Genomic DNA, 16,659 nt, shown 5'->3' with positions numbered 1-16,659 from the left:
GCGCACCACCTGCGTGCGCGCGGCGCGGGTCCGGAGACCCTGGTGGGCGTCTGCATGGAGCGCTCGCTGGAGATGGTCATCGCCCTCCTGGGCGTCCTGAAGTCCGGCGCGGCCTACGTGCCGTTGGATCCGGCCACGCCCGTGGAACGGCTCGCCGGAATGTTGGAGGACACCGCCGCGCCCGTGCTCCTGGTGCAAGAGCGCTTCCGCGCCGCGCTGCCTCAGAATGCCGCGCACGTCATCGCGCGAGATGCCCACGAAGGCGTCAACACCGCGCTGCCTCCACAGGCCGCGCATGTCATCGCGCTCGACACCCAGTGGGAGGCCATCGCGCGCGAGCCCACTGTCCGGCCTCCGCCGCTCGCCGGTGATGACTCCCTCGCCTACGTCATCTTCACGTCTGGCAGCACGGGCCGTCCCAAGGGCGCGATGAACGCGCACGCGGGCGTCGTCAACCGCCTGCGCTGGATGCAGGGCCGCTACGGCCTGACGCCGTCGGACACGGTGCTGCAGAAGACGCCGTTCAGCTTCGACGTGTCCGTCTGGGAGTTCTTCTGGCCCCTGATGACGGGCGCGCGGCTGGTGCTCGCGCGGCCCGGCGGACATCAGGAGCCGGACTACCTGGTGGCACTCATGGCGCGCGAGGGCGTGACGACCACGCACTTCGTGCCGTCCATGCTGCGCGCCTTCGTGGAGGAGCCCGGCCTGGAGTCCCTGACTCGCCTGCGCCAGGTGATGTGCAGCGGCGAAGCCCTGCCCGCGGACCTGGTGCTCCGTGCCCAGTCGCGCCTGCCGCGCACCACGCTGCACAACCTCTACGGCCCCACCGAGGCCGCCGTGGACGTGACGTCCTGGGAGTGCCCGCGCGACGAAGCGCTGCGAGTCGTTCCCATCGGCCGGCCCGTGGCCAACACGCGCATGTACGTGCTGGATGCCCACGGTCAGCCAGTGCCCGTGGGCATCCCGGGCGAGCTGTTCATCGGCGGAGTACAGGTGGGCCGGGGCTACTGGCGCCGCCCCTCGCTCACCGCCGAGCGCTTCATCCCCGACGCCTTCAGCGACACGCCCGGCGCCCGCCTGTACCGCACGGGCGACATCGCCCGGTGGCGCATGGACGGCACGCTGGAGTACCTGGGCCGCGCGGACTTCCAGGTGAAGCTGCGAGGCTTCCGCATCGAGCTGGGCGACATCGAAGCCACGCTGCTCTCCCACCATGACGTCCGGGAGGCCGTGGCAGTGGTGCTCGAGGACGCGCCCGGTGCGCGGCGCCTGGTCGCCTATGTCGTCTCGGGCGCGGACCTGGATCTGGCCTCGCTGCGGACCCTCCTGTCGCGGCGGCTGCCGGAGTACATGGTGCCCGCGATCTTCATCCCTTTGCCTGCACTTCCGTTGACCTCCAGCGGCAAGGTGGATCGCAAGGCCCTGCCCACGCCGGAGGTCCAGCGCGCCGCGACGCGGGAGTACGCCGCGCCCCGCACGGAGCTGGAGCGGACGCTTTCAGACGTCCTGGCCCAGGTGCTCCGCGTCGAACGCGTGGGGCTCGATGACAACTTCTTCGAGCTGGGCGGCGACTCCATCATCAGCCTCCAGGCCGTCGCCAGGGCCCGGCAGGCCGGCATCCAGCTGTCCGTCCGCGACCTGTTCCAACACCCGACGCTGGCGGCCCTGGCCTCCGTGGCTCGTGTCAGCGGGGTTCGCCTCGCGGAACAGGGACCGGTGGTGGGCGAGGTGCCGCTCACGCCCATCCAGCGCCAGCTGCTGGAGCGCGACCCCTCGCACGCCCACCACGTCAACCAGGTGCTGCTGCTCCAGACGCGCCAGCCGTTGAAGGCGGCGTGGGTGGAAGAGGCGCTCCAGGCGCTGGTGGTCCACCACGACGCCCTGCGCATGCGCTTCGTGCGCGAGGACGGCGGCGCCTGGCGCCAGCAGAACGCCGCGTCCGACGAGGCCCGGGTCTCCCTGCTCCAGTTCGATCTGTCCGGCCTGCCCGCGGACATGCGCTCGGCGCGGCTGGAGGAGGAGGCCGAGCGCCTCCAGGCCTCGTTCGACCTGGCCGGGCCGCCCCTGCTGCGCGCCGCGCTCTTCCACTTCGGCGCCGGACAGGAGCAGCGCCTGCTGCTGATCCTCCACCACCTGGTGGTGGACGGCGTGTCCTGGCGTGTGCTCGTCGAGGACCTGGAGACGACGTACCTGCGGCTGCGCGCGGGCCAGGCCCCCGCGCTTCCCGCGAAGACGACCTCCGTCCTGGCCTGGGCCCGCAGGCTGGAAGCCCACGCCCTGTCCGACGCCCTGCATGCCCAGACGTCCCTCTGGCTCGACGAGGCCCGGCGGGATGTGGCCCCGTTGCCTACCGACGGCTCCGGGCCCGGCACCGCGGGCTCGCACCGCACCGTGTCCGTGCGGCTGGAAGCGGAGCAAACCCGGCTGCTGCTCAAGGAGACGCCGGGGGCCTGGCGGGCGCGGATCAACGACATCCTGCTGACGGCCCTGGCCCTGGCCCTGCGCGAGTGGACGGGCCAGTCGCGCCTGCTCATCGACCTGGAGGGCCATGGTCGCGAGGAGCTCTTCGCGGACGCGGACGTGTCCCGCACCGTGGGGTGGTTCACGTCACTGACGCCGGCCCTGCTCCAGTTGCCGGAGGGTGGATCGGCCGGAGACTGCCTGCGCGCGGTGCGCGATTCGCTGTCCACGTGGCCCGACCGCGGCATCGGCTACGGCCTCCTGAGGTTCATGGGGCCCGCGGAGCTCCGGCAGCGGCTCGCGGCCCTGCCGTCCGCGCAGGTGGTCTTCAACGGCCTGAGCCAGCAGGACGGTTCCACCGGCGCCAGCACCCTCTTCGCCCCGGGCACCGAGCCCACCGGGATGACGGTGTCGCCCAAGGCCCTTCACGCGCACGCGCTGTCCATCGACGGCTTCGTCGTGGACGGACAGCTGCGGATGGACTTCGGCTTCAGCCATGAGTGGCATCACGCCGCCACCATCGAAGCCCTGGCCCAAGGCTTCACGCGCGCACTGCGCGAGCTCATCGCCCAGCGCCACTCGGAGGACGCGCGCAAGCGGACGCCGAGCGACTTCCCGCTGGCGCGCCTGTCCCAGGCCTCGCTGGACGCGGTGCTCTCCGCGCAGGGTCCCACGGTGGAGGACCTGTTCCCGCTCTCCGCGCTCCAGGAGGGCATGCTCTTCCACGCGCTGAATGATCCGGAGGCGGGCTTCTACTTCGAGCAGGCCGCGTGGTCGGTCCACTCGGACGTGGACCTCGCGCTGTTCCAGCGGACGTGGCAGACGACGGTGGACCGCAACCCCATCCTGCGCACGGCCTTCGTGTGGAAGGACCTGGAGTCGCCGCTACAGGCGGTGCATTCACGCGCGGTGCTGCCGTTCGAAGCGCATGACTGGCGCCACCTGCCGGAGCCGGAGCAGCGGACCGGGCTGGAGCGGCTGTTGGCGGAGGATCGCGCGCGAGGCTTCGACGTGTCGCGTGCGCCCTTGTCGCGCATGACGGCGGTGCGGCTGGGAGACGCGCGGTGGCGTTTCGTCTGGAGCCACCACCACCTGCTGTTCGACGGCTGGAGCCTGGGCCTGTTCTTCCAGGAGGTCTTCGCCATCTACGACGCGCTGACCGCCGGGATGCCGCTGCCCGCCGCCAGACGTCCGCCGTTCCGTGACTACATCGCGTGGCTGGGCCAGCGCGACATCGCCGAGGACGAACGCTTCTGGCGCGGCCAGCTGCGAGGCCTGTCGTCGCCCACGCCCCTGCCGGCCATGCGCCCTCCGTCCGCGCACCCCGACGGCACGGTGAATCAGCCCAACCGGGTGCTGACCCTTCCGGAGGCCCGCACCGCGGCGCTGGAAGCTTTCGCCCGGCAGCACCGGCTCACGGTCAACACGCTGACGCAGGCGGCCTGGGCCCTGGTGCTGGCGCGCCACGCGGACACGCGCGATGTGCTCTTCGGCACCACGTTCGCGGGTCGGCCGCCGGAGCTCGCGGGCTCGGAGGCCATGCTGGGCCTGCTCATCAGCACGCTGCCGGTTCGCGTCGCGCTCCCCGACGAGGACGCGCCCGTGCTGTCGTGGCTCCAGTCCCTCCAGGCGAAGCTGCTGGACATCCAGCAGCACCAGCACACGCCGCTGGTCGCCGCGCACGGCTGGAGCGACATCCCCCGGGGCCTGCCGCTCTTCCAGTCGCTGCTCGTCTTCGAGAACGCACCCCTCGACGAATCGGTGCTGCGCCGCTCCACCGCGCTGGATCTGCGCGACTTTGTCATCGGCGAGAGCACGAACTACCCGCTGTCGGCCACGGTGTACCCGGGCCGTGAGTTCCAGCTGCACCTGGCCTACGACGAGACCCGCTTCGACGCGGCCGCCGTGCAGCGCGTGCTGGGCCAGTGGAGTCAGGCGCTAGAAACCCTCATCCAGCCCGGGGCCCGGCTGACGGACGTGTCCCTCCTCCCCGCCGAGGACCGCGCCTGGCTGCTGCGCACCGGCACCGGCGACGTCGTGGACTTCGAGCGTGAGGCCACGGTGCACGCGCGCTTCGAACGGCAGGCCGCCGCGACACCGGACGCGGACGCCCTGGTGTTCGAGGAAGCGACGCTGTCCTTCCAGCAGCTCAACGCGCGGGCCAACCGGCTCGCCTGGCACCTGCGATCGCTGGGCGTGGGCCCCGAAGTCACGGTCGGCCTGTGCCTGGAGCGGTCGGTGGAGGCCATCGTCGCGCTGCTCGCGGTGCTCAAGACCGGAGGCGCCTTCGTGCCGCTGGACCCCAAGGCTCCGGCGGCGCGCAAGTCGTTCGTGCTCAAAGACAGTGGCGCGAGCGTGCTGGTGACGACGACGCAGGCTCTGCAAGAAGCGTGGCACCCGGAGGTGCCCCACCTGGTGCGGCTGGACGCAAAACCTGTCGGACAGTCGGACAGGTTCGCGGAGGCCGGGCAGGCCCCGGGGGACACCGAACCTGTCGGACAGTCGGACAGGTTTTCGGACAACCTGCCGCCAGCGGCGGGTCCGGGGAACCTCGCCTACGTCATCTACACGTCCGGCTCTACGGGCACGCCCAAGGGCGTGATGGTTCAGCACCGCTCGGTGATCCACCTGCACCTGGCGATGACGCGGAGCATCTACGAGGAACTGCCCCGCGCTCAGCGCATCACCGTGAACGCGCCGCTGTACTTCGACGCCGCCATCGAACAGGTGATCCAGCTGCTGGACGGCCACTGCCTGGTCATCGTCCCGGAGGACGTGCGCCTGGACCCGGAGGCCATGCTCGATTGGATGGAGCGTCAGCGCATCCACCTGCTGGACGGCACGCCGTCGCAGATCAAGCTCCTGCTGTCCGCGGGAATGCTGGAGCGCGCCCATGGCCCCGTCCGGTTCTCCATCGGCGGCGAGGCGATGGACGAGGTGACGTGGCGGCAGCTCGCCGCAGCGAAGCACGCACGCGCCTACAACGGCTACGGTCCCACTGAGGTCACCGTGGACGCGACGACCATCGCCGTCCAGGGCGCGTCCCAGCCGTTGCCCGTCATCGGCCGGCCGATAACCAACCTGCGCGCCTACGTGCTGGACGCGAACCTGCGTCTGGCACCCATCGGGACGCCGGGCGAGCTGAGCCTCTCCGGTGAAGGCGTCACACGCGGCTACCTGGGCCAGCCCGCGCTCACGGCCGAACGCTTCCTGCCGGATCCCTTCAGCACGGAGCCCGGCGCGCGCATGTACCGCACGGGCGACAAGGCCCGCTGGCGCGAGGACGGCACGCTCGACTTCATGGGCCGCCTGGACTTCCAGGTGAAGCTGCGCGGCAACCGCATCGAGCTGGGGGAGATCGAAGCCACGCTGCGCGCGCACCCGGGCATCCGGGACTCGGTGGTGCAGGTGCACGACGACCGGCTTGTTGCGTACGTCGCGCCCCCGGTGGACACGTCGCCCCTGCGTGAGCACCTGCTCCGTCACCTGCCGGAGTACATGGTGCCCGCCGTGTTCATCACGCTGGACGTCCTGCCGCTGACGCCCAACGGCAAGGTGGACCGCAAGGCGCTGCCGGCACCGGCCGCCGCGCCCGCCACGGAGCGCGTCATCGAACCGCCCGCGACGCCCACCGAGGCGGCGCTGATCCCGCTGTGGATCGAGGTGCTGCGCGTCCCCGCCGTGGGACGCCACGACGGCTTCTTCGAGCTGGGCGGCCACTCGCTGCTGGCCACGCAGCTGGTGTCGCGCGTGCGCAAGCACTTCGGCGTGGAGCTGCCCCTGCGCGCCCTGCTGGAAGGGTCCACGGTCGCGGCGCTGGCCGAGCGCATCGACGCCCTCCAGCAGCCCGCATCCGAGGCCCGCGAAGTCCCCGCGTCCGCCCTGCCCTCGCTGGTCCGCGCGGATCGGCCGGACGTGCTGCCCCTGTCGTTCGCGCAGCAGCGGCTCTGGTTCATCGAGCAGTTGGGCACGGCGGGCAATGCTTACAGCCTCCCGAGCATGCTGGAGCTGGAAGGCACGCTGGACATCATCGTGATGCTGGCCGCGTTCGACGAACTGGTGCGCCGCCACGAAGCGCTGCGCACGACCTTCCGTTCGCACGAGGGCACGCCGTCGCAGGTCATCCATCCGCCCTTCCCCATGCCCCTGCGGAACGTGGATCTGTCCGCGCTGCCGACGGAGGAGACGCGCGAAGCGGAGGTGTCGCGGCTGGCGCTGGAGGAGGCCCGCGCCCCGTTCGACCTGGAGCAGGGCCCGCTGTTCCGGGGGCTCCTGATGAAGCTGGGGCCCACGAAACACCGGTTGCTGCTCAACACGCACCACATCATCTCCGACGGCTGGTCCACCGGCGTGCTGGTGCGGGAGATGGGCGCGCTCTACGCGGCGTTCTCCGCGGAGCAGTCCTCTCCGCTGCCGGAGCTGCCGGTGCAGGCCGCCGACCACGCGCTCTGGCAGCGCGGCTGGCTCCAGGGCGACGTGCTGGAGTCGCAGGTGGAGTACTGGCGCGGGCAGCTGGACGGCGCCGCGCCCTACCTGGAGCTGCCCACGGACCACCCGCGTCCGGCGCGCCAGTCCTTCCGGGCCGGCGTGCAGCCCATGACCCTGGCGCGTGAGCTGAGCGAGGCGCTGGAGTCACTGGCGAAGCAGACCTCCACCACGCCCTTCATGGTGCTGCTCGCGGCCTTCCAGCTGCTGCTGCACCGGTACGCGGGCCAGGAGGACGTGCTCGTGGGGTCGCCCATCGCGGGCCGCCGTCACGCGGAGGCCGAGGAACTCATCGGCTACTTCGCGAACACGGTGGTGCTGCGCACGCCGGTCCGCGACACGCTCCGCTTCCGTGAGCTGCTGGAGCAGGTGCGCGCCACCACGCTGGGCGCGTACGAGCACCAGGACCTGCCGTTCGAGAAGCTGGTGGAGGTGCTCCATCCGGAGCGAGACCTGGGCCGCACGCCGCTGTTCCAGGTGACCTTCACGCTCCAGAACGCGCCCCTGCCGGAGCTGTCCCTGCCGGGGCTGACGCTGCGCCCGCTGGAGTCCACCCCGGAGGTCATCCTCTTCGACCTCCAGTGGCTGATGATGCGCACGCCGGACGGCTTCGACGGCGGGCTCGTCTTCAACCAGGACCTCTTCGAACCGGCGACCGCGGCCGGAATGGCGGAGCACCTCCGCGTGATGCTGGAGGCCGCCGTCCGGGCGCCCGACACGAGGCTGGGGCAGCTGCCCTGGCTCACGGACGCCGAGCGCCAGCGGTTGCTCATCGGGTGGAACGACACCGCCCGGGACTACCCGCGCGACGCGTCCGTGGGCGCCCTCTTCGCGGAACAGGCCGCGCGCACGCCGGACGCCATCGCGCTGAAGTCCGGCGGGGAGACGCTCACGTACGCGGCGCTGGAGCGCGCGTCGAACCAGCTCGCGCACCACCTGCGGCGCCAGGGCGTGCGGCCCGGCCACCGGGTGGGCCTGTGCGTGGAGCGTTCCGTCGAGAGCATCACCGCCCTGCTGGGCATCCTGAAGGCCGGCGCGGCCTACGTGCCGGTGGACGCGAAGACCCCCGCGGAGCGCATCACCTGGATGCTCCAGGCGGCCAGCGTGAGCGTGCTCGTCACGCAGGAGGCCCTGGCGGATGAGCTGCCCCAGGTGACGGACCTCCAGGTCCTGCTGGACGCGGATGAAGCCCAGATCGCGCGTCAGCCGGAGACGCCACTGGACCTGAACGTGCCCGCCGACGCGCTGGCCTACGTGATGTTCACGTCGGGAAGCACCGGCCGGCCCAAGGGCGTGAGCGTCCCGCACCGGGGCATCACGCGCCTGGTGCGTGGCGCGGACTTCATCCACTTCGGTCCGGAGGAGGTCTTCCTGCAGCTGGCGCCCATCGCGTTCGATGCGTCCACGCTGGAGGTCTGGGGCGCGCTCCTCAACGGCGCGACGCTGGTGCTGGCGCCGCCCAAGGCCTTGTCACTGGAGGAGACAGGAGCGCTGCTGCGGCGCGAGGGCATCACCACGCTGTGGCTAACCGCCGCCCTCTTCGAGCAGATGGTGATCCACCAGGGCGACGCGCTGACTCGGGTGAAGCAGGTGCTGGCGGGCGGCGACGTGCTGCCCGTGGAGCGCGTGCGCGAACACCTGAAGCGGCTGCCCCCGGGCGCCGTGCTGGTCAACGGCTACGGCCCCACGGAGAACACCACGTTCTCCGCCACGCACACGCTGCGCGCTGGGGACACCGTGGGCCGCTCGGTGCCCATCGGCCGTCCGCTGTCGAACTCCACGGCGTGGGTGCTGGACGCGGCGCTCCAGCCCGTGCCGCCGGGTGTGCCGGGCACGCTGTACGTGGGCGGAGACGGACTGGCCTGGGGCTACCTCCAGCGCCCGGACCTCACCGCCGAACGCTTCATCCCCCACCCCTTCGCCAGCGAGCCAGGGGCACGCCTCTACGACACGGGCGACCGCGTGCGCTGGCAGCGCGACGGGACGTTGGAGTTCCTGGGCCGCACCGACTTCCAGGTGAAGCTGCGAGGCTTCCGCGTGGAGCCGGGCGAAATCGAAGCCGTGCTGCGCCAGTCGCCCGAAGTCCAGGAGGCGGTGGTCGTGGTGCGCGAGGACGTGCCGGGCGACAAGCGCCTCGTGGCCTACGTCGTGAGCGGTGAAGACGAAGGCGTGGACACGGGAGCACTGCGGGCGTCCGTGCAGAAGCAGCTGCCGGACTACATGGTGCCGTCCGCCATCGTGGTGCTGCCCAAGCTGCCCCTGAGTTCGCACGGCAAGGTGGACCGCAAGGCCCTGCCCGCGCCCCAGGCCCGTGCCACGGACAGCGCCACCGCCGCGCCTCGGAGCGAGCTAGAGAAGGCTCTCGCGGGCATCTGGGCGGAGGTGCTGCACCTGGACACCGTGGACATCCACGGCGACTTCTTCGAGCTGGGTGGGCACTCGCTGCTGGCCACGCAGGTGGTGGCGCGCATCCGTTCATCGCTGGGCGTGGAGCTGCCGCTGGGCGAGCTGTTCCGCGCGCCCACGGTGGCGTCGCTGGCGGAGCGACTGGTGAACGCGCGCCGCACCCAGGCGCCGCCGCTGGTCCGTGCAGAGAGGACCTCCGCCCCGCCGCTGTCCTTCGCGCAGCAGCGGCTGTGGTTCGTCGACCAGTTGGAGCCGGGCAGCCCGCTCTACAACATGCCGCTGGCGCTGAGCCTCACGGGCGAGCTGGACGTGGAAGCACTGCGCGGAAGCCTGGACGCGCTGATGGCGCGGCATGAATCCCTGCGCACCACGTTCCGCATGGAAGCGGGCAAGCCCGTGCAGGACATCCACCCGGAGGCCCACGTCCCCCTGGAGCTGGTGGACCTGACGGGCCTGGGCAGCCGTGCCACGAAGCAGGCCGAAGCCCAGCGCCTGGGCCACGCGGAGACGCTGCGGCCGTTCGACCTGACGCGCGGGCCGGTGATCCGCGCGCTGCTGATGAAGCTGGATGAACGGGAGCACGTGCTGGTGCTGCACCTGCACCACATCGTGTCCGACGGTTGGTCGCTGGGCATCCTCGTGCGGGAGCTCACGGCCCTCTACGAGGCCCGGCGCGCGGGTCGTTCCGCCACCCTGCCGGAACTGCCGGTGCAGTATGCGGACTACGCAGTCTGGCAGCGCGGCTGGCTCCAGGGCGGCGTGCTCCAGGCGCAGGTCGAGTGGTGGAAGAACCAGCTGTCCGGAGCGCCCTTCGTGCTGGACGTGCCCACGGACCGGCCAAGGACCGCGACATCCACACAGCGAGGCGGACTGGTCCGGGTCACGCTGCCGCGAGTCCTGAGCGAGCGTGTGGACGCGCTGGCCCAGGCCGAAGGCGCCACGCCCTTCATGGCGCTGCTTGCGGCGTTCCAGGCCGTGCTGTCGCGCATGTCCGGGCAGGACGATGTGTTGGTGGGCTCGCCCATCGCGAACCGCCGGCACGCGGAGACGGAGGGCCTCATCGGCTTCTTCGTGAACATGCTGGTGCTGCGTGGCCGCTTCGGTGCGAAGACGACGTTCCGCGAGCTGCTGTCGCAGGTGCGCGCCACCACGCTGGGCGCGTACGAGCACCAGGACATCCCGTTCGAACACCTGGTGGAAGCGCTCCAGCCCGAGCGTGACCTGGGCCGCACACCGCTCTTCCAGGCGATGTTCGCGCTCCAGAACGCGCCCGTGCCGGAGCTGGCGGTGCCCGGACTGACCGTGGGGCCGGCCTCCTTCGACGGCGGCAGCCCGACGCAGTTCGAGCTGGCGCTGGACCTGAACCGGACCCGCGACGGCTACGAGGGCCGCTTCCACTACTCCGCGGACCTGTTCGACGCGGGCACCATCGAGCGGTTCGCTGCGCACCTGCGCCGTCTGCTGGAGTCCGTCTGCGACGCGCCGGACCTGCCGCTGGCGGACGTGTCGCTCGTGTCGCCGGAGGAGCTGGTGCGACTGGTGCGCATGGGCGGCGGTGAGCTGCTCGACTTCGAGCGCGACGCCACGCTGCACGGCCTCATCGAGCGGCAGGTGGCGCGCACCCCGGATTCCCCCGCTGTCGTGTTCGAGGAGTCGGCGCTGACGTACCGGCAGCTCGATACGCGGGCCAATCAGCTCGCGTGGCGGCTGCGCTCGCTGGGCGTGGGCCCGGAGGTGCAGGTGGCGCTGTGCCTGGAGCGCTCGGTGGAGTCCATCGTCGCGCTCCTCGCGGTGCTCAAGGCGGGCGGGGCCTTCGTCCCGCTGGACCCCGGAGCCCCACCCGCGCGCAGGGACTTCGTGCTGAAGGACAGCGCCGCGGCCGTGCTCGTCACGACGGAGTCCGCGTGCGGGGACTGGAGCCCCTACGGCGTCCAGGAGGTCTGGCTGGACGTGGAGCAGACCGGCCTGGGTGCCCTCTCGCATGAGCCCCTGCCCGCCCTGACGGGCCCGGAGCACCTGGCGTACGTGCTGTACACGTCCGGCTCCACGGGCAAGCCCAAGGGCGTGATGGTGCAGCACCGCTCCGTGCTCAACATGCACCGGGCCATGGGCCGCGCGTTCTACGCGGGCCAGCCGCGTGGACAGCGCATCAGCGTCAACGCGCCGCTGTACTTCGACGCGGTGATCGAGCGCGTGGTCCACCTCATCGACGGGCACTGCCTCCACGTCGTCCCGGACGCGCTGCGTCTGGATCCGGAGGCGATGCTCGCGTGGCTGGAGCAGCACCGCATCGACGCACTGGACTGCACGCCCGCGCAGCTCAAGCCGCTCCTGGCGGCCGGTCTGCTGGAGCGGGCCTGGGTGCCGCCGGTCATCCTGACGGGCGGCGACGCGCTGGACGTGGAGACGTGGCGGCGGCTCGCGGCGACGGACCGCACGCGCGCCTTCAACGGCTACGGTCCCACGGAGTGCACGGTCGGTACGACGGGCGCCCCCATCCAGGGCAGTCCCCGGACGGAGCCCGTCATCGGGCGGCCGCTGGCGAACCTGAACGCGTACGTGCTCGACGCACGGCAGCGGCTGGTGCCCATCGGGATGCCGGGAGAGTTGTGCTTCTCAGGCGAGAGCGTCACGCGAGGTTACCTGGGCCGGCCGGACCTGACGGCCGAGCGCTTCATGCCGGATCCGTTCAGCGCGGAGCCCGGAGCCCGCCTCTACCGCACGGGAGACAAGGGCCGCTGGCGGCCGGACGGCACGCTGGAGTTCATGGGCCGCATGGACTTCCAGGTGAAGCTGCGCGGCTACCGAATCGAGCTGGGCGAAATCGAAGCCACGCTGCGCATGCACGCCGGAGTCCGGGACGCGGTGGCCCTGGTCCGGGAGGACACGCCGGGCGACGCGCGGCTCGTGGCCTACGTGGTGACGGACGGCGACACGGAGGTGCTGCGAGAGCACCTGCGCCGTCACCTGCCCGAGTACATGGTGCCGTCGGCCTTCGTCACCCTGCCCGTCCTGCCGCTGACACCCAACGGCAAGGTGGACCGCAAGTCGCTGCCCTCGCCGGAGGCGCAGTGGCGTGCGGCGCGCTCGTACGAGGCCCCGGCGACGCCCGCGGAGGTGGCCCTGGCCTCGCTGTGGGAGGAGCTGTTGAACGTGCCCGTGGTGGGCCGCAACGACCACTTCTTCGAGCTGGGCGGCCACTCGCTGTTGGCCACGCAGCTGGTGTCCCGCATCCGCGCCCGCTTCGGCGTGGACGTGGGCGTCCGGGCGCTGTTCGAGTCCCCCACCGTGGCGGCGCTCGCCCAGCGGCTGCCGGATGCACCGGAGGCCAACGCCCTGCCGGCGCTGCGTCCCGCGACGAGCCCCGGTCCGCATCCGCTGTCGTTCGCGCAGCAGCGGCTGTGGTTCATCGACCAGCTCGACCCGGGCAGCGCGCTGTACAACATGCCCACGGCGCTGCGCCTCTCCGGCGCGGTGGACGTGCTCGCGCTCCAGCAGGCCTTCGACGCTCTGGTGCAGCGCCACGAAGCGCTGCGCACCACCTTCGAGTCCCACGACGGTGAACCCCGCCAGCACGTGCACCCCGCCCCCACCGGAGTCCTGTCGGTGGTGGACCTGACGGGGCTTCCTGACGACGCACGTGAGGCGGAGGCGGTGCGGCTCGCGAGCGAGGACGCGCTGAAGCCCTTCGACCTCGCCGTGGGTCCGCTTGCGCGACTCACGCTGCTGAAGCTGGGCGAAGAGGAGCACGTGCTGCTGTTGTGCATGCACCACGCCATCGGCGACGGCTGGTCCATGAGCATCCTGGTGCGCGAAGTCACCGCGCTCTACGAGGCCTTCCGGCAGGGCCAGCCCTCGCCGCTGGCCCCGTTGCCGGTGCAGTACCCGGACTTCGCCGTCTGGCAGCGCGGCTGGCTCCAGGGCGAAGTGCTGGACGCGCAGCTCGGCTGGTGGACGCAGCAGTTGGCCGGAGCCCCGCAGGCCCTGGCACTGCCTACCGACAAGCCGCGCCCGCCCCAGCGTTCAGCCAGGGGCGCCACCTTCCCGGTGCGCATGTCACCCGCCTTGAGTGAGGCGGTGGAGGCCCTGGCCCAGCGCGAAGGGGGCACGCCCTTCATGGTGCTGCTCGCGGCCTTCCAGACGCTGCTGCACCGGTACTCCGGTCAGGAGGACCTGCTGGTGGGCACGTCCATCGCGGGCCGGCGCCACGCGGAGACGGAGGGCCTCATCGGCTTCTTCGTCAACACGCTGGTGCTGCGCGCCCGGTTCGACGGTCGTCCGTCGTTCCGGAGGCTGCTCGCGCAGGTGCGCACCACCACGCTGGGCGCGTACGAGCACCAGGACATCCCCTTCGAGCGGTTGGTGGAAGCCGTGCAGCCCACGCGCGACCTGTCGCGCACGCCGCTAGTCCAGGCCCTCTTCGTGCTCCAGAACATGCCGGACGCGGAGGTGCGCCTGCCGGAGCTGACACTGCGGCCGGTGGAGGTGGACCTGCCCACGACGAAGTTCGATCTGGACCTGACGCTGAGCCGCACGGAGCGAGGCTTCGAGGGCGACCTCTCCTACGCCACGGACCTCTTCGAACCCGCCACGGCCCGCGGGCTGTCCGAGCACCTGGTCCAACTGCTGGAAGGCGCGACCGCGAAGCCCGACGCCGCACTGGACACCCTTCCCCTGCTGACGGCGGAGGAGCGTCAGTGGGTGCTGGAGGAGTGGAGCGGAGAGGCCGCCCCCTTCGAGGCGGACCTGCCCTTCCACGCACGCTTCGAACAGCAGGTGACGCGCACGCCGAAGGCGCCCGCCGTGGTGATGGGCGACACGACTGTGTCCTTCCACCAGCTCAACGTGCGCGCGAATCAGCTGGCGCACTACCTGCGCTCGCTGGGCGTGGGCCCGGAGGTGCCGGTGGCCTTCTGCCTGGAGCGCTCGCCGGAGGCCATTGTCTCCCTCCTGGGAATCCTCAAGGCGGGCGGCGCGTACGTGCCGCTCGACCCCGCGGCCCCCGAAGCGCGAAGGGCCTTCATCCTGGAGAACAGCGGCGCGGCCGTGCTGCTCACCACCCAGGCGCACGTAGAGTCGTGGCAGCCGGCGGTGCGGCACGTGGTGCGGCTGGACTCGGACGCGCGGCGCATCGAAGCGTCCTCGCCGGGCAACCCGCGAGTGGCCACGCGGCCGGAGCACCTGGCCTACGTCATCTACACGTCGGGCTCCACGGGCATGCCCAAGGGCGTGATGATCCAGCACCGCTCGCTGGCGCACCTGCATCGTTCGATGACGGAGGCCTGCTACACGCAGGCGCCGAAGGTGATGCGGGTGAGCCTCAACGGGCCGCTCTACTTCGACGCATCCGTGCCGCAGTTGATCTTGATGGCGGACGGTCACTGCCTGTGTATCGTCCCGGAAGCCGTGCGGCAGGATCCGGAGGCGATGCTCGCGTGGGTGGAGCAGCGGCGCATCGACGCGCTGGACTGCACGCCGTCGCTGTTCAAGCTGCTGCTGGAGGCGGGCTTCCTGGAGCAGTCCCACGTGCCGGCCATCAGCCTCATCGCCGGTGAGGCGATGGACGAGGTGACGTGGCGCACGCTCGCGGCCACGGACCGCACGAGGGGCTACAACGCCTACGGCCCCACCGAGGGCACCGTGGCGTCCACCACCGAGTGCATCCAGGGCGCGGCGCAGCCCACGCCCGTCATCGGCCGGCCCATGCTCAACGTGGGCGTGTACGTGCTGGACGCGAACCTGAACCCCGTGTCCGTGGGAGTGCCGGGAGAGCTGTTCATCGCGGGCGAAGGCCTGGCGCGCGGCTACCGCAACAGGCCGGACCTCACGGCGGAGCGCTTCCTCCCCCATCCGTTCAGCACGGAGCGCGGAGCCCGCCTGTACCGCACGGGCGACCGGGTCCGCTGGAAGCAGGACGGCACGCTGGACTTCATGGGGCGCGTGGACTTCCAGGTGAAGCTGCGCGGCTACCGCATCGAGCCGGGCGAAATCGAGGCCGCGCTGCGCACGCACTCGGGCATCCGCGACGCGATGGTGCTGGTGCGCGAGGACGTGCCGGGCGTGCAGCGGCTGGTGGCGTACGTGGCGCCGGAGGTGGACACCGCTCCGCTCCGAAGCCACCTCCAGCGCTCGCTGCCGGACTACATGGTCCCTGCGGCCTACGTCGCCCTGCCCGTCCTGCCGCTGACACCCAACGGCAAGGTGGACCGCGCGGCACTGCCGGCTCCAGAGGACGAAGCCGCGAACCCCGAAGCGAGGGTCGGCCCCAGGGACGAACAGGAAGCGATGCTCGAGCGTCTCTGGGCCGAAGCCCTGGGCGTGTCCACCGTGGACGTGCGCACCAGCTTCTTCGAACTGGGCGGTCACTCGCTGCTGGCGGTGCGGCTGATGGCGGCGGTGCACCGGGAGACGGGCCGGAAGCTCCCGCTGTCGGCGCTCTTCCAGGCCCCCAGCGTGGAGCGGTTCGCGGTCCTGCTGGGTGAGGCCGAGCCGAAACCCTTCACGCCGCTGGTGCCCTTCACGAAGGAAGGCACGGGCAGCGCGCCGCCGTTCTTCTGCGTGCACCCGGTGGGAGGCAACGTGCTGGCCTACGCGGAGCTCGCGCGCAGGCTGGGACCGGATCAACCCTTCTACGGCCTCCAGGCCCGAGGCCTGGACGGAACGGACCAGCCGCTGGACACCGTGGAGGCCCTGGCCGCCAGCTACGTGCGCGTGGTGCGAGGCGTCCAGCCCCACGGCCCGTACCACCTGGGCGGTTGGTCCCTGGGAGGCGTCATCGCCTACGAGATGGCGTACCAGCTCCGCGAAGCAGGTGAAGCGGTGGAGTTGGTGGCGATGATCGACTCATACGTGCCGGAGGCGGTGCCGGACTCGGAGCCGAACCTGGATCGCATGCTGGCGGTGGGCCTGTTCGCACAGGACCTGATGGGCGTGTCGCTGGCGGACCTGGACGTGGACACGGCGGTGCTGGAGCCCGAAGCGGTACTCACCAAGGTGCTGGAGTCCGCGGCCCAGGCCGGAGCCCTGCCGTCCGGACTGGACGCGATGTCCCTCTTCGAGGTCTTCGAGGCGAACCTCGAAGCGGCCCGGCGCTACCACCCACCCGCGATGGATCAGCACGTGCTGCGCATCCACGCGGAGGAGCGGGACGAGACGCGCACTCCCGACGGCGGCTGGACAGCGCTGGTGGGCGAGCAGCTCGAATCGCACGAACTGCCGGGCACCCACCACACGCTGCTGCGCGAGCCCACCGTGCAGGCCGTGGCCGAGCTGCTGGCGAAGGCGCTCCGCGACGCGGGCCAGGAGTGA

The 16,659-nt window shown here is 71.5% G+C and carries 1 protein-coding gene (running past one end of the window); it reads left to right on the top strand.

Annotated features, from left to right (window positions below; genetic code table 11):
- On the top strand, positions 1–16,659 hold part of the coding region annotated (locus D7Y21_RS12175) for a non-ribosomal peptide synthase/polyketide synthase (protein WP_121713279.1) (this coding region is incomplete at its 5' end). The annotated region extends 18,617 nt beyond the left edge of the window; 16,659 of 35,276 annotated nt are visible.

The sequence above is a fragment of the Corallococcus sp. AB045 genome, assembly GCF_003668895.1.
Taxonomy (GTDB): domain Bacteria; phylum Myxococcota; class Myxococcia; order Myxococcales; family Myxococcaceae; genus Corallococcus; species Corallococcus coralloides.
The sequence above is the reverse complement of the archived record's forward strand: the minus strand, read 5'-3'. Positions and strand labels throughout refer to the sequence as shown.